Consider the following 18,749-nt stretch of genomic DNA (forward strand, 5'->3'; position numbering starts at 1 on the left):
GGGTGCCGGTACGTTGCGGGTGTGAGATATCTCGACTCCGCGTCGTCGGAGCCGTTGCACCCGGCCGCCCGGGACACCCTGCTGGCCGCGCTGGAGCGGGGGTACGCCGACCCGCGGCGCCTGCACGGCCCCGGGCGCGACGCGCGGCTGCTGCTCGACAACGCACGCGCGGTGGTCGCAGAGTGTCTGGGCGTTCGGGCCGACGAGGTCACCTTCACCTCCTCGGGTACGGACGCGGTCCACCGCGGTCTCCTGGGGCTGCTCGGGCCGCGGCGCTCCGGCCCGGTAGCCCTCTCCGCGGTCGAGCATTCGTCGGTGGTCCACGCCGCTCGCTGGACCGGGGTCGACCCGGTCGTCGTGCCGGTGGACCGCCTGGGCCGCGTGGCGGCGAGCGGCTTCGACGGCGCCGTCGCCGCCGTGCAGCACGCCAACCACGAGGTCGGCACCGTGCAGCCGCTGGACGGGCTCGACGTCGGCGTACCCCTCTTCGTGGACGCGTGCGCCTCGATGGGCCGGCTCCCCCTGCCCGTCCGCTGGGACGCGCTCGCGGGCTCGGCCCACAAGTGGGGCGGCCCGGCGGGCGTCGGCGTGCTCGTCGTGCGCAAGGGCACGCTCTGGGTGAACCCGTTCCCCGGCGACGACCGGGTCGACGAGCGCGCGAGCGGCTTCGAGAACGTCCCGGCCGCGCTCGCCGCGGCCGCCGCGCTCCAGGCCGTCGTCGCCGACCGCCCCGACACCAACCCCCGCCAGCACGCGCTGGTCGACCGGATCCGCGCCGCGGCGGCGGAGATCCCGGACGTCGAGGTCGTCGGTGACCCGGACGAGCGGCTCCCCCACCTCGTCACGTTCTCCTGCCTCTACGTCGACGGCGAGGCGATCGTGACCGAGCTGGACCGACTGGGGTACGGCGTGGCGAGCGGCTCGGCCTGCACCGCATCGACGCTCGCGCCCAGCCACGTGCTCGAGGCCATGGGCGTGCTCACGCACGGCAACGTCCGCGTCTCGCTGACCCGCGACACCACCGCGGAGGACGTCGAGGGCTTCGTCGCGGTGCTGCCGGGGGTCGTCCGTGACCTGCGCGCGCGGGTGGGTCTGTGACCGCCCGGCCGACGAGGGCCGACCTCGAGCTGGACTGCCGCGGGATGCTCTGCCCGCTGCCGGTGATCGAGCTCGGCAAGCGGTACGCCGAGGTCCCGGTCGGCGGGGTGGTCGCGGTGCTGGCCGACGACGTCGCCGCCCGCACCGACATCCCGGCGTGGTGCCGGATGCGCGGGCAGGAGTTCCTCGGCGAGGAGGGCGCCGGCCGCTACCTCGTCCGCCGGGTCAGCTAGGGGTCAGCTGAGCCGCTTGAGGTGGTCGGCCACCTCGTCCGCCGCGGCCGCGCCGTAGGACTCCTCGAGGCGGGCGAGGAACTGGGACGGCGTGAAGGAGTACTCCTGCGTGCCGACCGTCTCCACGACGTACGCCGCCAGCACGCAGCCGACCTGCGCGGCCCGCTCGAGGCCGACCCCCCAGGCCAGCGCGCCGAGGAAGCCCGCGCGGAACGCGTCGCCGACACCGGTCGGCTCGACCGCGGTGACGTTCTTGGCGGCGTGCAGCTCGATGGGGTCCTCACCCCGGGCCAGGATGCGGACGCCGTCCTTGCCGAGCGTGGTGACCTGGATGCCGACCCGGTCGAGCACCTCCTCGGCCGACCAGCCGGTCTTCTGGGCGATCATCGCCGACTCGTACTCGTTGGAGAACAGGATCGCCGCGCCGTCGATCAGCTTCCGGATCAGCTCGCCGTCGCTGAACGCGAGCTGCTGGCTCGGGTCGGCGATGAACGGGTAGCCGCGCTGGCGGCACTCGTCGGTGTGGCGCAACATCCCGTCGGGGTCGTCCGCGCCGATGAGGACGTAGTCCGGGGCGCCGACGCGCGCGACGATCGGGGCCAGCTCGATCAGCCGGGCCTCGCTCATCGCGCCGGGGTAGAACGACGCGATCTGGGCGCCGGTCGGGTCCGTGGTGCAGACGAACCGCGCGGTGTGCCGGGTCTCGGAGATGCGCACGTGCGAGCAGTCGACGCCATGCCGCTCCAGCCAGGAGCGGTAGTCGGCGAAGTCCTCGCCGGCCGCGCCGACCAGCACCGGGCGCACGCCCAGCTGACCGAGGCCGAAGCACATGTTGGCGGCCACGCCGCCCCGGCGGATCTCCAGGTCGTCGACGAGGAACGACACCGAGAGCTTGTCGAGCTGCTCGACCACGAGCGAGTCGGCGAACTTGCCGCCGAAGCCCATGAGGTGGTCAGTGGCGATGGATCCTGCGATCAGCAGAGGCACGACACGGAAGACTACCTGCGGGTACCGGTGGGGGTACTTATCGGTAGCCCCTACCGTCGGTGACATGACCTCCTCGCGACTCGCCTACGACGACCTCTCGACGCCCGCGGAGATGGGCACCGACGCCATCGCGACGCTGACCGCGCTCGGCTGGGTCCCGTCCACCTACACCCCGCGCGAGGCCACCAAGCGCGGCGAGATCGAGATCCCCGAGGCCGCCTCCCGGCTGGCGCGGGCGATCTACGGCGACGACGCCTAGGAACGCCCAGGAACGCCCAGGGAACGTCCAGACATGCGAAAGGCCCCGCCGTCAGGCGGGGCCTTTCGCATGTCTCAGCTCAATCGACTCAACTCAGTGGAAGCTGTCGCCGCAGGCGCAGGAGCCCGTGGCGTTGGGGTTGTCGATCGTGAAGCCCTGCTTCTCGATCGAGTCCACGAAGTCGATCATCGCGCCGTTGAGGTAGGGCACGCTCATCCGGTCGACGACGACCGCGACCCCGTCGAAGTCGGTGACGACGTCACCGTCGAGGCTGCGCTCGTCGAAGAACAGCTGGTAGCGAAGGCCGGAGCAGCCACCCGGCTGCACCGAGATGCGCAGCGACAGGTCGTCGCGGCCCTCCTGCTCGAGGAGGCTCTTCACCTTGGCGGCGGCGACCGGGCTCAGGTTGATGGAGTCGGTACGGCGCTCGGTGGTCTCGACCTGCTCGGTCATGGGCGGTTCTCCCGAAGTAGAAGGAAGGGTTTCGTACGCCTCAATGGTCGCACACGGACGGTTATTCCCGGGACCAGGTGCGTGCGATCCGCTCGGCCAGGTCGCTCAGCGCGGCGGCCGGCTCGGCGAACGCCCGCTCCTTCCCCACCAGGTCGACCAGGGAGTAGGCCGACTCGACGCCCAGCGCCCGCATCTCCCGCGAGCCGACGTCGACCTGGCCCGCGAGCACGACGCAGGGCCGCAGCGCCGCGTTGGCGATCTCCGCGACGCCGTACGGCACCTTCCCGCCGCGGCTGGAGTAGTCGAACGCGCCCTCGCCGGTGATGACCAGGTCCACCTGCGCGGCCCGCTCGGCGAGCCGCAGCGCGCGGGCGACCAGGTCGATCCCCGGCTCGCGGGTGGCGCCGAGCAGGAGCAGGGCGAACCCGAGGCCGCCCGCGGCACCGGCGCCCTTCTCCAGCGAGACGCGTTTGTCGGTGGCCGCGGCGAGCTCCTCGAGCCAGCCGTCGAGCACGGGGAGCCGCTCCTCGGTGACGCCCTTCTGCGGGCCGAAGACCTTGGCGGCGCCGAAGAGCCCGGTCAGCGGGTTGTCGACGTCGCTGGCGGCGACCAGCTCGACGTCGAACGCCGGGAGCTCGACGCTCGTGATGCCGGCCAGCCCGGCGGCGCCCTCGTCCAGCGGCCGGTCCGCGGTCGCGCCGAGCGCCGCGAGCAGCCCGGCGCCACCGTCGTTGGTACCGCTGCCGCCCAGGCCGACGACCACCGTCGTCGCGCCGGAGTCGACGGCCGCGCGCAGCAGCTCGCCCACGCCGTACGTCGTCGCGGACTCGGGCCGCTCCCCCCGGGTCAGGTGCAGACCGCAGGCCTGGGCCGCCTCGACGTACGCCGTGTCGCCGACCCGCAGCACGGTGGCCGGCGTCGGCTCGCCGTGGGGGCCGCGCACGGTCACCGCGAGCAGGTCGCCGCCGAGCGCTGTGTGCAGCACGTCGACGAAGCCGGGCCCGCCGTCGGCCATCGGCGCGAGGTCCACCTCGTCGCCGGGCGAGCGCCGCTTCCAGCCGACGGCGATCGCCTCGGCCGCCTCCACCGCGGTCAGGGTGCCGGCGAACTTGTCGGGTGCGACGAGGATCCGCATGCGCCTAGTCTCTCCGACGTGCAGATCCGGCCGATGACCGCCGACGACGTGCCGGCCGCCGAGCGGGTCAGCGACGAGAGCTTCTTCACCCTCGACTCGGCCTCCCGCCGCCCGGGCGAGCCGGAGCCCGCGCACCGCACTCCCCCGCACCGCGCGGTCTGGATCGAGCGCACCCGGCACCTGGTGCGCACCGACCCCGGCGGGTGCTGGGTGGCCGAGGACGAGACCGGGATCGTCGGCATCGCCACGTCGTTGCGTCGCGAGGTGCTCTGGTGCCTCGCGACGTACGCCGTGCTGCCCGGCCGCCAGGGTCAGGGCATCGGCAAGCCGCTGATGGCGGCGGCGATGAGCCACGGGCGCGGCTGCACGCGGTCGATGCTCTCGGCGTCCGGCGACCCGAGGGCCGTCCGGATCTATCGCCAGGCGGGCTTCGACCTGCACCCGCAGATGTACCTGACCGGAACCGTCGACCGGTCCGCGATCCCGGTGGTGGAGAAGGTCCGCGAGGGCAGCGCGGGCGACGTGGACCTGATGGACTCCCTGGACCGGGCGGCGCGGGGCGCCGGGCACGGTGCCGACCACGAGCTCATGCTGCGCTCGTCGCGGCTGCTGGTCTCCGACGCGACGACCGGGTCGGGCTACGCCTACCTCGACGAGCGCGGCCGGCTCGCCCTGCTGGCGGCCTCGAACCGGCGCACGGCGACCCGGCTGCTCTGGGCCGCGCTCGCCGAGGGCGCCCAGGAGGCGAACGTCCACCACCTGACGGGGGCGAACCAGTGGGCGCTCGACGTGGGGTTCGCCGCTCGGCTGGTCCTGCGCCAGGAGGGATATCTCGGGCTGCGCGGGATGAAGCAGCCCGCGCCGTACGTTCACCATGGTGCACTGCTCTGAACGGAGCACCCGACAAATAGGATGGGCGCCATGACCACCGTGGACCTCCCGCTGCTGCCGCTCGGCCGTGGCGTCGACCTGAACAGCGAGCGGGGCGTCGAGTGCCCGGGCGACCTGCCCGCGGCGTCCGACCCCGACCTGGTGGCGCGGGCACGGGCCGCCAAGGAGGCGCTCGGCGAGAAGGTCTTCGTGCTGGGGCACCACTACCAGCGCGATGAGGTCATCCAGTTCGCCGACGTCACCGGCGACTCCTTCAAGCTCGCCCGCGACGCGGCCGCCCGCCCCGAGGCGGAGTACATCGTCTTCTGCGGCGTGCACTTCATGGCCGAGTCCGCCGACATCCTCACCAGCCCGCAGCAGCAGGTGATCCTGCCCGACCTGGCCGCCGGCTGCTCGATGGCCGACATGGCGCGGCTGACGCAGGTCGAGCTGGCCTGGCAGGCGATGGTCGACGCGGGCGTCGCGGACAGCGTCGTCCCCGTCACCTACATGAACTCCTCGGCGGACATCAAGGCCTTCTGCGGCCGCAACGGCGGCGTCGTGTGCACGTCCAGCAACGCCGAGGTCGCCCTGGGCTGGGCCTTCGCACAGAAGCCGGATGCGAAGGTCCTCTTCCTCCCCGACCAGCACCTCGGCCGCAACACCGCCGTGCTCCAGATGGGCCTCGGCCTCGAGGACTGCGTCGTCTGGGACCCGCACCGCCCGAACGGCGGCCTCACCGCCGAGCAGCTGCGCGACGCGAAGATGATCCTCTGGAAGGGCCACTGCTCGGTGCACGGCCGCTTCTCCGAGCAGGTCGTCGACGAGCTCCGCGCGAGCATCCCCGGCGTCAACATCCTGGTGCACCCCGAGTGCAAGCACGAGGTCGTGCTCAAGGCCGACCTGGTCGGGTCGACGGAGTTCATCATCAAGACCATCGAGGCGGCCCCGGCCGGCTCGAGCTGGGCGATCGGCACCGAGCTGAACCTCGTGAAGCGGCTCGCCGCGGCCCACCCGGACAAGCACATCTCGTTCCTCGACAAGACCGTGTGCTACTGCTCGACGATGAACCGCATCGACCTCCCCCACTTCGTGTGGGCGATGGAGGCGCTGGTCGAGGGCACGGTCGTCAACCGGATCGAGGTCGACCCCGAGACCGAGCGATGGGCGCTGGTCGCCCTCGAGCGGATGCTGGCCCTGCCCGGCAAGACCGCCAAGGACTAGTCCGGCAGGCCGGTCCCGGTGCGTCAGAGCCCGGGAGCGCCCCAGACCGCGAGCCAGCGGCTGAGGTCCTGCTCGACGGGGAGCTCGCCCTGGAGGGCGTCGCGGACCTGGATCTCCAGGAGGTTGTCGCGCAGCCGCTGGTCGGGCTTCGGCGCGAAGGGGTAGAACGACGCCTGCTTGTAGAGGTAGACGAGCCCGACCTTGCGCCCCGACGGGTCGGCGAAGGGGATCAGCGAGCACAGCAGTCCCGGCCCGAAGCCCTGTGCCTCGAGCGAGGTGTTCACCGCGTGCAGGTCGGTCACGAGCCCGGAGATGTCGGCCGGGTCGTGCCGGTTCAGCAGCCAGGTGAACCCGAACTCGTCACGGCTGACCTCGACCGGCGGCGCGCCCGGGTCGGCGTCGAGCAGCGCGACCACGTCGTCCTGGGTCTGCTGGAAGGCGCCGCCGGCGGCCGCGCGGTAGCAGACCGAGCCGTCGCCGGTGGGCTGGAGGCCGAGCTCGGTCTGCAGCGTGATGGCCGCGCTCGGCACCTGGAACAGCGCGTCCAGGTTGGCCGGCTTCGGGCGCGACCGGCCGGTGATGACGTCCCAGAGACCCATGTGTCCTCGTGACCGGCGTCAGACCGGCCGGTTGAGCTCGGCCTGGATCCGCGCGAGCTGCTCGAGCCGCTGCTCGAGGGTCGGGTGGGTCGAGGTCAGCGTACGCAGCGAGACTCCGCGGACGGCCGGGGCGATGAAGAACGCGTTCATCGCCTGCGACTGGCGCAGGTCGCGGTCGGGGATCTGGTTGATGTCGCCGGTGATCTTCTGGAGCGCGGAGGCCAGCGCGTGCGGCTTCATCGTCAGGTAGGCCGCGGCCCGGTCGGCCGAGAGCTCCCGGTAGCGCGAGAGCAGCTTGAGCAGCAGGAAGCTGACGGCGTAGGTGATCAGGCTGACCACGAGCACGATCAGCCAGACCGGCAGGCCGTTGTTGTTGTCGCGGCGGCCGCCGCCGAAGATCGCGCCGTACTGCGCGCCGCGGCTGAGCATGGCCGCGACGATGCCGGCCGACGACGCCACGGTCATCACGAGCACGTCGCGGTGGGCGACGTGGGAGAGCTCGTGGGCGAGCACGCCCTCGAGCTCCTCGGCGTCGAGCCGGCGCAGGATGCCCGTGGTCACGACCACGACCGAGCGGTTCGGTGAGCGGCCGGTGGCGAAGGCGTTGGGCAGGTCGGTGTCGGCGATCCCGACGCGCGGCTTGGGCATGTCCGCGAGCGCGCAGAGGCGGTTGATCATCTCGTGCAGCTCGGGGGCCTGCTCCGGGCTGACCTCACGGGCGCGCATCGCCTTCATGGCGACGGTGTCGGAGTTGTACCACTGGAACCACACCACGCCGAGGCCGATGATCGCGATGAACGGCGCCCAGCCCACCGGGAGGATCGCGATCAGCAGCGCGATGATGCCGACGAAGAGCGCACCGAGCAGGAAGATGACCGAGGTCATCCGCGCGGTGAGCCCCCTGTCGCCGACGAAACGGGATCGAGCCATGATCCGATTCTTGCCGAGTCCTGGTTACGGCGCCTGGTTGCCCTCGGAGCGCGGCTGCTCGACGGCGTCGGGCTCGGCCCGGAGGATGTCGCCGCCGTCCTCGGCGGGCTCGATCGCCTGCGGGGGCGGCGGCTGCTTGCCGGCCTTGAGCGCGGCCAGCTCGGCCTCGACGTCGGCCTGGGAGCTGAGCGCGTCGAGCTCGCGGGAGATGTCGTCTCCCGGGGCGGCGGTCACGTCGTCGAGCGCGCCGGAGGCGATCAGCTCGTCGATGGCGCCCGCGCGGGCCTGCATCTGCGCGGTCTTGTCCTCGGCGCGCTGGACGGCCTGGCCGACGTCGCCGAGCTCGTCGCCGATGCCGGACATGGCCTCGTTGATGCGCGTCTGCGCCTCGGCGGCGGTGTAGGTCGCCTTGATCGTCTCCTTGCGCGTGCGGAACGCCTCCACCTTGGCCTGGAGCCGCTGCTGCGCGAGCGTGAGCTTCTCCTCCTCGGCCTGGAGCTGGGCGTGCTGCGCCTTGAGGTCGTTGATCTGGGTGCTGAGACCGGACTTGCGGGTCAGCGCCTCGCGGGCCAGGTCCTCGCGCTCCATCGTGATGGCTCTCTGGGCCTGGTCCTGGAGCTTGGCGCCCTGCTGCTCGAGCTGGTTGATCTGGAGCTCGACGCGCTTGCGGCTGGTGGCGACGTCAGCGACGCCGCGGCGCACCTTCGCGAGCAGCTCCTGCTGCTTCTGGTAGCTGTAGTCGAGCGTCTCGCGCGGGTCCTCCGCGCGGTCGAGCGCCCTGCTCGCCTTCGACTTGAAGATCAACGTGAAGCGCTGCCAGAGTCCCATGCCGCACAGACTAGACGAACGCCCCCACCGGTAGTCTGGAGTCGTTCCCGTCGTACGTCCGTGAGGCCCCTACGTTGTTCGGTCGCAGCAAGTCAGCAGCCCCCGCCCCCCAGTCGTCTGCAGAGCCCACCCCGACCAAGGTCGGCGGCAAGGGCCGGCCCACGCCGACCCGCAAGGAGGCGGAGGCAGCCGCCAAGGCGCGCGCGAGGACGCCGCGGACCCGCAAGGAGCAGGCGGCCGCGCAGCGCGCCTCCCGCGCGGAGTCGAGCCGCACGGTGCGCCAGGCCATGAAGACGGGCGACGAGCGCTACTACCCCGCGCGCGACCGTGGCCCGGAGCGCCGGTTCCTCCGCGACTTCGTGGACTCCCGCTTCTCGCTCATCGAGCTGGTGATCCCGCTGCTGCTGGTCACGATGATCCTGGGCTACTCCGGCAACGAGAGCCTGGCCCGGATCGGCAACACCATCCTCATGGTCACCGTGCTGCTGGTGATCATGGACATGATCCTCCTGCGCTGGCGGGTCCGGCGCGAGTACGCGCGCCGCTTCCCCGAGGCCAGCACCAAGGGCGTCACCTACTACGCCCTCACCCGCGCGCTCCAGATGAAGTTCATGCGGTTGCCCAAGGCGCAGGTCAAGATCGGCCAGCAGCTGCCGGAGCAGTACCGCTAACGCTTCATCAGGTCCGCGCGGCGCGCGGTCTGGGTCTTGTCCGGGTCACGCTCGACCAGCGGCTCGACGACCTCGTCTATCGCCTTCAGCGTCGCCGCGTCGAGGCGTACGCCGGCGGCGCGGGCGTTGTCCGTGACCTGCTCGGGCCGGCTGGCGCCGACGATCGCAGCCGAGACGTTCGGGTTCTGGAGCGTCCACGCGACGGCCAGCTGCGCCATGGTCAGCCCGGCCTCGTCGGCGATCGGCTTGAGCTGCTGGACCCGCTCGAGGACCTCGTCGCGCATCCAGCGGCCGATCATCGTCGCGCCGCCCTTCTCGTCGGTGGCGCGCGAGCCCTCGGGCGGCGCCTGCCCGGCGACGTACTTGCCGGTGAGGACTCCCTGCGCGATCGGGGAGAACACGACCTGACCGATGCCGAGCTCCTCGCAGGTCGGGACGACCTCGGTCTCGATCACTCGCCAGAGCATGTTGTACTGCGGCTGGTTCGACACCAGCGGGATGCGGAGCTCGCGCGCCAGCCGGTGCGCCTCGCGGATCTGATCGGCGCGCCACTCCGAGACGCCGATGTAGAGCGCCTTGCCCTGCCGGACCACGTCGGCGAAGGCCTCCATGGTCTCCTCGAGCGGCGTCTCGTCGTCGTACCGGTGCGCCTGGTAGAGGTCGACGTAGTCGGTGCCGAGCCGCTTCAGCGAGCCGTTGATCGACTCCATGATGTGCTTGCGCGACAGGCCGTGGTCGTTGTGCGCGCCGGGACCGGTCGGCCAGTAGACCTTGGTGAAGATCTCGAGGCCCTCGCGGCGCTCGCCGTTCAGCGCGCGGCCGAGCACGGACTCGGCGCGGGTGTTCGCGTAGACGTCGGCGGTGTCGAAGGTGGTGATGCCCTCCTCGAGCGCCTGCCGCACGCAGGCCATCGCGGACTCCTCCTCCACCTGCGAGCCGTGCGTGAGCCAGTTGCCGTAGGCGATCGCCGAGATCTTGAGGCCGCTCCTGCCGAGGTTGCGAATCTCCATGCCCGCGAGCCTACTGACAGGATGTTCGGCATGACTGACGTGTCGGTGCGCATCGCCTGGGCCGACGACGCGCCCGCCATCGCCGAGGTGCAGCTGCGCGCCTGGCGGGAGACGTACGCCGGCGTCGTACCGCCCGAGACCTTGCCCGACGACGTGGCGGCGGCCGCCGCGGCCTGGCACGCGTCGCTCTCCCGACCCCGCGACGCCCGCAACCGCGTGCTCGTCGCGCTCGAGCGCAACACCGTCGTCGGCTTCGCGATCACCTCCCCCGCGTCCGACCCCGACTGCGACCCGGTCTCCGACGGCGAGCTGTTCGAGCTCAACGTCGATCCGGACAAGCGCGGGCTCGGGCACGGCTCGCGGCTGCTCCAGGCGGCCGTCGACACCCTCCAGGCCGACCATTTCAACCGGGCGGTGTTGTGGGCGATCGCCTCCGACGACGCCCTGCGCGGGTTCCTCACCGCCGCCGGCTGGGCCCCCGACCAGGCCCACCGCGAGCTCGACCTCGACGGTACCGGGACCACCCTGGTCAAGCAGGTCCGGCTGCACACAGCGATCTCCTAGCTCGCGGCTATTGATTTCCACGGGATGAGGTTCAGGATGGATCTCGTGTTCGGTCCTCTGCCGAAGCTCCACCGGCTCCTCGTCATCGCCATCGCGCTCGCCGTCGGGATGCTCTCCGGGATGTGGCTGGTGACCGTCACCAGCACGACCGCCGGCATCGCCGCCGGCGTCGGCTGGGGTCTCCTCGCCGGCCTGGTCCTCGACTACGTGCTGCTGCACGACTTCCACCACCGCGCGCGGCCGGTCAGAGTACGTCGCCACTAGTGTTCTGCCGGTGACCGAAGCGCTGCTCCCCGAGACCGAGCGGCGGACGATCATCCGCGACAGCCTCGGCGTCGGCATCGCCACCGGTGCGTACGGCGTCTCCTTCGGGGCGGTCTCGGTCGCCTCCGGGCTGACCGTCTGGCAGACCTGCGCGCTGTCGCTGCTGATGTTCACCGGCGCGAGCCAGTTCGCGCTCGTCGGGGTGGTCGCGGCCGGCGGCGCTCCCCTGTCGGGCGCGGCGACCGCGCTGCTGCTCGGCACCCGCAACACCCTCTACGGCCTGCGCCTCGCGCCGCTGCTCGCCTTCCGCGGCATCGAGCGGGTGCTGGCCGCGCACGTGCTCATCGACGAGTCCACCGCGATGTCGGTGACCCGCCGGTCCCGGGCCGCGGCCCGGCTGGGCTTCCTGACCACCGGCGTCTCGATCTTCGTGCTCTGGAACGTCGCCACGCTCGCCGGCGCGGTCGCCGGCAACGCGCTCGGCGACCCGCGCCGCTACGGCCTGGACGCCGCCGTCGGTGCCGCGTTCCTCGCGCTGCTCTGGCCCCGGCTGCACCGCCGGAGCAACCGCCTCGTGGCGCTCGCCGCGGCCGCGGTCGCGCTGGGCATCGTGCCGATCGTGCCGGCCGGCGTACCCGTGCTCGCGGCGGCCGGCGTGGCCCTCATCGCGGGAGTGCTGATGAAGGGGCCGGGCCGGTGATCCCCCGATGATGTGGACGGCGGTGCTGCTCGCCGCGCTCGGCTGCTACCTGCTCAAGCTGGGCGGGCTGTCGGTGCCGCCGCACCTCCTCGAGAGGCCGCTGGTCGAGCGGGTCGCCGACCTGATCCCGGTCGCGCTGCTGTCCGCGCTGGTCGCGGTGCAGGTGTTCTCCCACGGCCACTCCATCGTGCTCGACGCCCGGGCCCTCGGGCTCGGCGTGGCCGTGGTGCTGCTCCTGCTACGGGCGCCGTTCCTCGTGGTGGTCTTCGGCGCTGCGATCGTCGCGGCGGTCACGCGCCTGCTGTTCTAGGTACATCGAGGGCGTGCACAGGGGCCCGCGGGTTTCCGTGGCCGCGGACCCCTGTGGCCCCCCGTCGCGGTCAGACGCTGACCGCGCTCCAGGCAGCGGCAGTGGTGGAGTACTGCGTGCTGCTGGCTCCGTACAGGTCGCGCGCCGCGTTGAGCGTGGCGGTGCGGGCACCTGCGTAGTTCGTGCTCGACGTCATGTAGACCGTCAGCGCGCGGTACCAGATCGCCGCGGCGGCGGTCCGGCCGATGCCGGTGATCGTGGAGCCGTTGCACGTGGTGCTGTTGTGCGCGACCCCGCCGATCGTCTTGGCGCCCGAGCCCTCGGCGAGCAGGTAGAAGAAGTGGTTGCCCACGCCCGAGGAGTAGTGGACGTCGAGGTTCTTGGTGTTCGAGCTCCAGCAGTTCGGCGAGCTGCCAGGGCGAGGACGGCGAGGGATGCGGCGCCCGGGATTCTGCGCATGTGCTGATCCTTCGTGTGGAGGGTGAGGCATAGAGCCTCGCCCGGCCCAACGACGGCGTCACGCACCCGTCACCTGCGAATCCGTGCACTGCACGAACCTGCAGATCTTGCGGCCGATCAGCCGAGATCGAGGAAGTGTTCCAGCCCCACCGTGAGGCCGGGGTGCTCGGCGATCCCGCGCAGCCCGGTCAGGACGCCCGGCGTGAACGACGCGCGGTCCATCGAGTCGTGCCGGATCGTGAGCGTCTCCCCCACGCCGCCCAGGATGACCTCCTGGTGGGCGACCATCCCGCGGATCCGCAGACCGTGCACGTGGATGCCGTCCACGTCGGCGCCGCGCGCGCCGTCCAGGCCGGTCGACGTCGCGTCCGGCACCGGGCCGAGGCCGGCCTCGCGCCGGGCCGCGGCCACGATCTCCGCCGTACGCCGGGCGGTGCCGGAGGGGGCGTCGGCCTTGGTGGGGTGGTGGAGCTCGATGATCTCCACGGACTCGTAGTACGGCGCGGCGACGGCCGCGAAGCGCATCATCAGGATCGCGCCGATGGAGAAGTTCGGGGCGATGAGGACGCCGGTGCCGGTCGCGTCCTCCAGCCAGCCGCGCAGGGTCGCCAGGCGGGACTCGTCGAAGCCCGTCGTACCGACGACGGCGTGGATGCCGTGGTCGATGCAGAACTCCAGGTTGTCCATGACCACGTCGGGGTGGGTGAAGTCGACGACCGCCTGGGCGCCCGCGCTGACCAGTGCCTCGATGTCGTCGCCGGCGTCGATCTCGGCGACCAGCTCCATGTCCTCGGCGGCCTCGACCGCACGGCACACCTCGGACCCGACCTTGCCGCGTGCACCGAGCACACCCACCAGCAGCTGACTCACGGTGATCAACCTATCTGGCAGGCTAGGGCCATGGCGCTGCAGACCATCCCGCCGCGGATCCGCTGGGCAGTGGACGTCATGGACGTCCAGCCGAACGACCACGTGCTCGAGATCGGTTGTGGTCCGGGAGCCGCGGCGGAGCTGATCTGCGAGCGGCTCGAGACGGGCAAGCTGTTCGCGATCGACCGCTCCGAGTCCGGGGTCGACCGGACCAAGCGCCGCTGCGCGCGGTTCGTGGAGTCCGGGCGGCTGACCGTGCGCCAGATCGACCTGGCCACGCTGCGGGTGCCGGTGAAGCGGCTGAACAAGGTGTTCGCGTTCAACGTGAACCTCTTCTGGGTCCGCGATTGCCACGACGAGATGGCGCTGCTGCACGAGCGCGTGGTGCCCGGCGGCGCGGTCTACCTCTTCTACGAGGCCGCCCGGCCCGAGCTGGTGCCGACCATGGTGAAGAAGGCGTCGGCCGCGCTCCAGGAGGCCGGCTTCCGGGTCTCGGTCGTGGACCAGAAGGCCCCGCCGGTCGTGGGCATCATCGGCCGCCGCTGAAGATGATTTCCTGAAGTGACCTTGAATTAGGTTATTCCCTGAACTAGCCTCGATCCATGGCCGTGCTCGTGCTCACCGTGGACCAGCGCGGCAGCCGCACGTCGGCGGACCGGGTGCCGTCGGTCGTCTCGCTGCTCGCGCCCGTGCCGGTGCTGCGGCCCTTCGAGCAGACCGTGGGCGACGAGATCCAGGGCGTGCTCGACTCCCCCCTCGCCCTGCCGACGGCGGTCGAGCTGCTGCTGCGCGAGGACGCCTGGCACATCGGCATCGGCGTCGGCGACGTCGAGACTCCGCTCCCCGCCTCCGCCCGGTCGGGCCGAGGTCCGGCCTACCTGAACGCCCGCGAGGCGGTCACCGCCGCGAAGAGCTCGCCCTGGCACCTGCGCGTGGTCGGCGACTCCCCGTGGGCCCGCCGGCTCGAGACGACGCTCTGGCTCTGGGCGGCAGTCCTCGCCCGGCGTACCTCTCGGGGGTGGGAGGTCGCCGACCTGGCGGCCGAGGGCCTCCAGTACGACGAGATCGCCCGCCGCCTGGGCATCTCCCCCTCCGCCGTCAGCCAGCGGGCCGCGGCCGCCGGGATCATCGAGGCCCGCCGCGCCCGTGAGCTCGCCACCGACCTCACCGCCTGCCTGCTCGGGAAGGACCCCTCATGAGCCCGTCGGACCGCACGTTCCTCGCCATGGCGCTGATGACGTTCGGCGTCGTCGCCGCCGGTGTCGCCTGGACCTCGCCCCTCGCCCGGCGGATCTGGGCCCCCGCCTCCCTGGGCCTGCTCCTCGCCGCAGTCGCCATGGCCGCCACGGTCGGCGAGGAGGTCGCCATCGGCGACGGGCAGATGATCCTCATCCTCGCCCTGGGCGGGCTGCTCGCCGTCGCCGGCGGCGGACCGGTCACCTCGCTCGTCTTCGACCTCGTGGACCGCCGCGAGCTCCCCGCCGACTCCATGCAGCAGGCCGGCCACGTCCTGCGCGGCGGCGCCTGGATCGGCGCCCTCGAGCGCCTCGCCGTCTACGCCACCCTCGTCGCCGGCTGGCCCGAGGGCCTGGCCGTCGTCCTCGCCCTCAAGGGCCTCGGCCGCTACCCCGAGCTCCGCGCCGCCGAGGCCGGCGTGCACACCGGCGCCGCCGAGCGGTTCATCATCGGGACGTTCGCGTCGGTCCTGTGGGCGTGTGGATGTGCGGGGGTTGTGGTGCCGGTGGGCTAGGCTGGGCGGTCTGTCCGCCCCGACGATCCTCTCGACACGGAAGGTCGCCGCTACCGGTCGTCTTCCTCGAGCTCGTCGTCTTCTTCGGGCTCGTCGTCCTCCTCGAGTTCGCCGTCGTCCTCAGGCTCGTCATCTTCGGACTCGTCGTCTTCAGACTCGTCCTCCTCGTCGGGCTCCTCCGGCGCCTCGGCGTCCTCGCCTTCGTCCGGCCCCTCCTCGTCGCCGGAGCCCGGCGGCTGGACAGGGTGCGGACCGCCCCCCGGGCTCGGCGGCGTGGCTGGCTGTCCCCCGCCGTGCGGGACTCGGACGTCGGTGTCGTCCGGCGCGTCGGCGCCCGGGGCGGGCTCGGTCGAGTCCGGGCTAGACCCGGGCTGCCGGAGCTCCTCGTCGGTCTCTCCCGCGTAACCCACTCCCTCGACGGGGCCGCGTGTCTCCAGATCCGTCGGCTGCGGTGCCTTGCGACGGGGGTCGTCCCCGTCCGGCTCGTGGGTCTGGCGGTCGTGCTTGGGTGCGCGGTCGAACGGCGACAACGTGGTGAGCACCTTGTCGAAGACCTCTTGCGCCGGTGCGGGCAGCGACCCGGCGATGCCCACGCTCGTGACCACAGCGAACGCGGCGGTCGAGCCCAACCCGACCTGCCAAGCCAGCCCCGCCCCTACGAGCCAGGCGACCGCCCGACGCCATCTCGACGTGCGCAAAGGTCGGCCAGCCGGCTGGCCGACCGCCAGAGGCCGCTCCCCCGCCAGGAAGCCTTCGACCTCGGCGGAGGGAGGCGGGCCCGGGACCGCCAAGTAGGAATCCCGGATCCGCGTGAGCGCCGCCAGTGCAGGGTCGTGGACCTCTCCTAGACCGGCTGCCTGCTCTCGCATACGAGTCGTGAGGTCGGTGCTGCTCCGACGGCTCATCACGACGTCTCCTCGATCAGCGCATCGAGGCCCAGCGGCTCGGATGCCGCCATTCTCCTGCGGAGCGTCGCCAGTCCACGACGTTGGAGCGCCTTCACCGCTCCGACCCGCTTCCCCATCAGGTGCGCCACCTGCTCGATAGTGAGGTCGGCGAAGATCCGGAGCAGCAGTACATCGCGCTGCTCGGGCGACAGGGTCTCGATCATCCGACGCGCCCACGCCGTGCCTTCTCGTTCCGCCGCGTCCTGCTCGGCGCTGTCGGTCTGCCGGCCGTCGTGTCCCGGGGACCACTCGGTCTCGGCCGGCCGTCGGGACCGTCGACGCACCTCGTCGACCCAGCGGCGGTAGGCAAGCGTGTACACGTACCCGCGGAAGGCCGCCTCGTCGCCGGAGAAGCCCTCCAAGGTCGTGAACACGGCGATGAACACCTCGCTCGTCAGATCGTCGGCCTCGGCGGACCCACGAGCGCGGAGGAACGCGGCGACCCCAGGGGCGTAGCGGCTCCAGATCTCGGTGCACGCCCACGGTGCGCCCGACCGCGCGGCAGCCAGCACGTCACCGAAGTCCACGTGGTCCACGGCTGCTCTATCGGCCTTCCACCCGGCACTCTTGACACTTTCTCAGGGGTGACCCCGCCCGACCGGGGGAAGCGCGACGGGGTCACCCGGTTCGGGGTGAGGGTCAGTCGGACTCAGCGTCTTCGCCGTCGGACTCAGAGTCAGAATCGGATTCCCAGGAGCAGGAGTACGACAGCTCGCCGCTGACCTCGCCCTCCTCGCTGGCCCTGGCGCGGTCGAAGGACCACTCGACCTCGCAGTCACCCGCACCGATCTCGCCCTCGACCTCGCACTCGTAGCCGGCGGCGGCACTGCCCTCGCAGCCGACGCCACCAGGAGCTGGGCCCTCGTCGGTCACGACGTCTTCGGCGAAGTCCATGCCGCCGTCGAACCGAGCGTCAGCGAGATCGATGGTGTAGCCGAACTCCTGGCCCAGCTGCGCCGAGACGCACGCGAAGCCCAAGACACCACGCTGGAACTTGCAGTTCCACAGGACCGAGTCGGTGCTGGCGCCGCTCCACTCGCACTCGAACTCCAGCTCGGCCTCAACCTCGCCCGCACCAGACTCCTCCTCGCCACCCGCAGACGCCTCGTAGCCGCAGCTCCACTCGAGGCTGTCGCGGTCGTCGTCCGCGGACTCGGAGTAGGAACAGTCCCAGGACGTGTCCGTCGACCAGTCGTTCGCCGGGCCGTCCAACGAGGAGTCATAGGTGCAGTCGCTCTCGGTCGCGACCTCACCGTCGTCGTAGTCGTGCGAGCAGTCGAACGAGTCGTCCTCCCCGACCTCGTCACCGTCGTTCTCCGAGGAGTCGAAGGAGCAGTCGGTGCCGCCAGTGGCGCCCAGCACCTTGAGCGAGACGGCACGCGCCTTGCCGCCCGCGATCTTCGAGCCGAGCACCCGAGCCCCGCGCACGAGGTCGTTGACGTCGCCCCGGACGCGCTTGCCCGCCTTGTCGACGAGGACGACCCGGGTGCGGCCGTTCACCTCGACCCAGCGGGCACCTCCTGCTTTGTCGATGCGAACCGACATCTTGTCGGCGTCGAAGTCACCGACGCGGTCGAGCTGGGTCCCGGCTGCGGCCGCCGGCATGCCCAGAACCATCAGACACAGGGTGACCACCCCCCCGACCACGCGCACAACACTGTTCATTCTTCCCTCCCAGGGATGTTCCGCCGTCTGCACGGGGTTCGCCCCATGCAGGAGCGAGGCCCCACGCTCACTCAGCCACTACATCGCCACGGGCGCCCGCAGGGGTACGGGCTCCGCCGAATCAATTCTGAGCGTCAGGCGGTGGTGTCCTCGAGCTTGGAGACCGCCAGTTTCGCGAACTTCTCCAACTCGGCGCCGTCCGCACCACCGACGCCGCCGTTGATCAGCGCCAGCACGTTGTGGCCGATGACCACGTAGGCCACATTCACCTGCACGGTGAACATCGAGGATTCGAATGACATCGCGACCGCGAGTGTCTGATCACCGAGGTTTGCGAAGGACATCGGCGACACCGTCACCTTGCTCACCTCACCGTCAGCATCGGTGCTGGTGAAGGTTGGGCAGTCAGAGAAGGCGTCGGCGATGTGCTGGACGACGTCCGCATCCACCTCGTCCGCGTAGCTCGAGATGGTCTCCGACATGATGGTGCCGAACGCCCCTCCCCTGTTGAAGTTCGCCTCCCCCTCAGTGGCCGCATCGCTCGAGCTGTCGTCGAGTGCGTCAATGACCTCTTGGCACCGGGCCGGCTCGATCGTGTCCTCGCTGTCGTCGTCCGCTTCTTCCGGCGACTTTGTCCACCCGCTGGGCAGATCGCCAACTGTCAGGAGCGCGGCATCGATCTGAGCCTCGGTCAGCTGGTCACCCGCCGAGCTCTGAGGAACCGCGGCTTCTTCTTCTCCTGAGGCGTCCGTGCCGCTCGAGGCGGATCCCTTCGGGTCGACAGTCACCGCCCGGTCGGGCCGGTCCTCTCCGCACCCGGCCACTGCACCGGCGAGAACAGCGAACACACCGCAGGCAGCGAGAAATCGGTACATCGGACGGGACACGTGAGCTCCAATTGGTCTAACGCCGGGTGGCTGGAC

The 18,749-nt window shown here is 71.4% G+C and carries 26 protein-coding genes; 13 read left to right on the plus strand and 13 right to left on the minus strand.

The genetic code is table 11. The annotated features are described in order from the left end of the window. Nucleotides 1-21 precede the first annotated feature (21 nt). The gene (locus ACYQ0U_RS06685) at nucleotides 22-1,098 is read left to right on the plus strand and encodes a cysteine desulfurase family protein (protein ID WP_459970809.1); all 1,077 of its coding nucleotides are present in this window, start codon (nucleotides 22-24) and stop codon (nucleotides 1,096-1,098) included. Beyond that, nucleotides 1,095-1,331, plus strand: a complete 237-nt coding sequence (locus tag ACYQ0U_RS06690; RefSeq protein ID WP_459970811.1) for a sulfurtransferase TusA family protein — start codon at nucleotides 1,095-1,097, stop codon at nucleotides 1,329-1,331. Before ACYQ0U_RS06685 ends, ACYQ0U_RS06690 begins: the two co-directional genes overlap by 4 nt. Nucleotides 1,332-1,334: 3 nt before the next feature. On the opposite strand, the gene ACYQ0U_RS06695 is transcribed toward ACYQ0U_RS06690, so the two are convergent. Beyond that, nucleotides 1,335-2,318, minus strand: coding sequence for a carbohydrate kinase family protein (locus tag ACYQ0U_RS06695; protein ID WP_459970814.1), 984 nt, complete (start codon nucleotides 2,316-2,318; stop codon nucleotides 1,335-1,337). A 64-nt stretch (nucleotides 2,319-2,382) separates the two neighbouring features. Here ACYQ0U_RS06695 and ACYQ0U_RS06700 point away from each other — a divergent pair, with 64 nt between their 5' ends. Further along, entirely contained in the window at nucleotides 2,383-2,577 is a 195-nt protein-coding gene (locus ACYQ0U_RS06700; protein WP_459970816.1) for a hypothetical protein, read from the plus strand. 93 nt (nucleotides 2,578-2,670) lie between these two features. On the opposite strand, the gene erpA is transcribed toward ACYQ0U_RS06700, so the two are convergent. Continuing rightward, nucleotides 2,671-3,030, minus strand: a complete 360-nt coding sequence (erpA, locus tag ACYQ0U_RS06705; RefSeq protein ID WP_459970818.1) for an iron-sulfur cluster insertion protein ErpA — start codon at nucleotides 3,028-3,030, stop codon at nucleotides 2,671-2,673. A 61-nt stretch (nucleotides 3,031-3,091) separates the two neighbouring features. Continuing rightward, a complete protein-coding gene (locus tag ACYQ0U_RS06710) occupies nucleotides 3,092-4,165 on the minus strand; it encodes a glycerate kinase family protein (protein WP_459970820.1) in 1,074 nt (357 codons plus the stop codon). 18 nt (nucleotides 4,166-4,183) lie between these two features. Here ACYQ0U_RS06710 and ACYQ0U_RS06715 point away from each other — a divergent pair, with 18 nt between their 5' ends. Both ACYQ0U_RS06715 and nadA read left to right on the plus strand, forming a co-directional pair. Beyond that, nucleotides 4,184-5,056, plus strand: a complete 873-nt coding sequence (locus ACYQ0U_RS06715; RefSeq protein WP_459970822.1) for a GNAT family N-acetyltransferase — start codon at nucleotides 4,184-4,186, stop codon at nucleotides 5,054-5,056. 30 nt (nucleotides 5,057-5,086) lie between these two features. Further along, nucleotides 5,087-6,259, plus strand: coding sequence for a quinolinate synthase NadA (nadA, locus tag ACYQ0U_RS06720; protein ID WP_459970824.1), 1,173 nt, complete (start codon nucleotides 5,087-5,089; stop codon nucleotides 6,257-6,259). A 23-nt stretch (nucleotides 6,260-6,282) separates the two neighbouring features. On the opposite strand, the gene pspAB is transcribed toward nadA, so the two are convergent. From pspAB to ACYQ0U_RS06735, 3 genes are read right to left on the minus strand one after another with little or no spacing between them, the layout of a single operon-like run. Continuing rightward, nucleotides 6,283-6,858 (minus strand): PspA-associated protein PspAB, encoded by a 576-nt coding sequence (pspAB, locus tag ACYQ0U_RS06725; RefSeq protein WP_459970826.1) that lies wholly within the window; start codon nucleotides 6,856-6,858, stop codon nucleotides 6,283-6,285. Between the two features lie 18 nt (nucleotides 6,859-6,876). Then, nucleotides 6,877-7,788, minus strand: a complete 912-nt coding sequence (gene htpX, locus ACYQ0U_RS06730; RefSeq protein WP_459970828.1) for a zinc metalloprotease HtpX — start codon at nucleotides 7,786-7,788, stop codon at nucleotides 6,877-6,879. A 24-nt stretch (nucleotides 7,789-7,812) separates the two neighbouring features. After that, nucleotides 7,813-8,616, minus strand: a complete 804-nt coding sequence (locus ACYQ0U_RS06735) for a PspA/IM30 family protein (RefSeq protein WP_459970830.1) — start codon at nucleotides 8,614-8,616, stop codon at nucleotides 7,813-7,815. A 74-nt stretch (nucleotides 8,617-8,690) separates the two neighbouring features. On the opposite strand from ACYQ0U_RS06735, the gene ACYQ0U_RS06740 reads away from it, so the two are divergent. Next, on the plus strand, nucleotides 8,691-9,287 hold the full coding sequence (locus ACYQ0U_RS06740) for a DUF3043 domain-containing protein (protein ID WP_459970832.1): 597 nt from the start codon (nucleotides 8,691-8,693) through the stop codon (nucleotides 9,285-9,287). Here ACYQ0U_RS06740 and ACYQ0U_RS06745 read toward each other — a convergent pair. Beyond that, the gene (locus ACYQ0U_RS06745) at nucleotides 9,284-10,297 is read right to left on the minus strand and encodes an aldo/keto reductase family protein (RefSeq protein ID WP_459970834.1); all 1,014 of its coding nucleotides are present in this window, start codon (nucleotides 10,295-10,297) and stop codon (nucleotides 9,284-9,286) included. The genes ACYQ0U_RS06740 and ACYQ0U_RS06745 overlap by 4 nt on opposite strands. 30 nt (nucleotides 10,298-10,327) lie before the next feature. Here ACYQ0U_RS06745 and ACYQ0U_RS06750 point away from each other — a divergent pair, with 30 nt between their 5' ends. The 4 genes from ACYQ0U_RS06750 to ACYQ0U_RS06765 are packed head-to-tail and all read left to right on the plus strand — an operon-like array spanning nucleotide 10,328 to nucleotide 12,135. Beyond that, nucleotides 10,328-10,861 (plus strand): GNAT family N-acetyltransferase, encoded by a 534-nt coding sequence (locus ACYQ0U_RS06750; RefSeq protein WP_459970836.1) that lies wholly within the window; start codon nucleotides 10,328-10,330, stop codon nucleotides 10,859-10,861. Nucleotides 10,862-10,906: 45 nt separating this feature from the next. After that, nucleotides 10,907-11,125, plus strand: a complete 219-nt coding sequence (locus ACYQ0U_RS06755) for a hypothetical protein (protein ID WP_459970838.1) — start codon at nucleotides 10,907-10,909, stop codon at nucleotides 11,123-11,125. Nucleotides 11,126-11,135: 10 nt separating this feature from the next. Then, entirely contained in the window at nucleotides 11,136-11,825 is a 690-nt protein-coding gene (locus tag ACYQ0U_RS06760; protein WP_459970841.1) for an AzlC family ABC transporter permease, read from the plus strand. Between the two features lie 7 nt (nucleotides 11,826-11,832). Beyond that, entirely contained in the window at nucleotides 11,833-12,135 is a 303-nt protein-coding gene (locus ACYQ0U_RS06765) for an AzlD domain-containing protein (RefSeq protein ID WP_459970843.1), read from the plus strand. A 70-nt stretch (nucleotides 12,136-12,205) separates the two neighbouring features. Here the strand turns inward: ACYQ0U_RS06765 and ACYQ0U_RS06770 are convergent, their stop codons facing one another. Together ACYQ0U_RS06770 and dapB are read right to left on the minus strand one after the other, a co-directional pair. Next, nucleotides 12,206-12,625, minus strand: coding sequence for a M4 family metallopeptidase (locus ACYQ0U_RS06770; protein ID WP_459970845.1), 420 nt, complete (start codon nucleotides 12,623-12,625; stop codon nucleotides 12,206-12,208). Between the two features lie 86 nt (nucleotides 12,626-12,711). Further along, nucleotides 12,712-13,455, minus strand: a complete 744-nt coding sequence (dapB, locus tag ACYQ0U_RS06775; RefSeq protein ID WP_459970959.1) for a 4-hydroxy-tetrahydrodipicolinate reductase — start codon at nucleotides 13,453-13,455, stop codon at nucleotides 12,712-12,714. Nucleotides 13,456-13,494: 39 nt separating this feature from the next. Between dapB and ACYQ0U_RS06780 the strand changes: the two genes are divergently transcribed. Genes ACYQ0U_RS06780 through ACYQ0U_RS06790 form a run of 3 tightly spaced genes read left to right on the plus strand, consistent with a single transcriptional unit; the run spans nucleotide 13,495 to nucleotide 15,214 of the window. Continuing rightward, complete coding sequence (locus ACYQ0U_RS06780) at nucleotides 13,495-14,010, plus strand: class I SAM-dependent methyltransferase (RefSeq protein ID WP_459970847.1); 516 nt, start codon at nucleotides 13,495-13,497, stop codon at nucleotides 14,008-14,010. A 56-nt stretch (nucleotides 14,011-14,066) separates the two neighbouring features. Continuing rightward, nucleotides 14,067-14,663, plus strand: coding sequence for a transposase (locus ACYQ0U_RS06785; RefSeq protein WP_459970851.1), 597 nt, complete (start codon nucleotides 14,067-14,069; stop codon nucleotides 14,661-14,663). Further along, nucleotides 14,660-15,214, plus strand: coding sequence for a hypothetical protein (locus ACYQ0U_RS06790; protein WP_459970854.1), 555 nt, complete (start codon nucleotides 14,660-14,662; stop codon nucleotides 15,212-15,214). The genes ACYQ0U_RS06785 and ACYQ0U_RS06790 overlap by 4 nt, the downstream gene beginning before the upstream one ends. A gap of 50 nt (nucleotides 15,215-15,264) precedes the next feature. Here ACYQ0U_RS06790 and ACYQ0U_RS06795 read toward each other — a convergent pair whose 3' ends face one another. The 4 genes from ACYQ0U_RS06795 to ACYQ0U_RS06810 all read right to left on the minus strand — a co-directional run bounded on the left by ACYQ0U_RS06795 (nucleotide 15,265) and on the right by ACYQ0U_RS06810 (nucleotide 18,713). After that, nucleotides 15,265-16,119, minus strand: coding sequence for a hypothetical protein (locus ACYQ0U_RS06795; protein ID WP_459970856.1), 855 nt, complete (start codon nucleotides 16,117-16,119; stop codon nucleotides 15,265-15,267). Further along, complete coding sequence (locus tag ACYQ0U_RS06800; RefSeq protein WP_459970858.1) at nucleotides 16,119-16,697, minus strand: RNA polymerase sigma factor; 579 nt, start codon at nucleotides 16,695-16,697, stop codon at nucleotides 16,119-16,121. The genes ACYQ0U_RS06795 and ACYQ0U_RS06800 overlap by 1 nt, the downstream gene beginning before the upstream one ends. A 103-nt stretch (nucleotides 16,698-16,800) precedes the next feature. Beyond that, nucleotides 16,801-17,778 (minus strand): hypothetical protein, encoded by a 978-nt coding sequence (locus ACYQ0U_RS06805; RefSeq protein ID WP_459970860.1) that lies wholly within the window; start codon nucleotides 17,776-17,778, stop codon nucleotides 16,801-16,803. A 182-nt stretch (nucleotides 17,779-17,960) separates the two neighbouring features. Further along, the gene (locus ACYQ0U_RS06810) at nucleotides 17,961-18,713 is read right to left on the minus strand and encodes a hypothetical protein (protein WP_459970863.1); all 753 of its coding nucleotides are present in this window, start codon (nucleotides 18,711-18,713) and stop codon (nucleotides 17,961-17,963) included. Nucleotides 18,714-18,749 lie beyond the last annotated feature (36 nt).

The organism is Nocardioides pyridinolyticus (genome assembly GCF_054653575.1).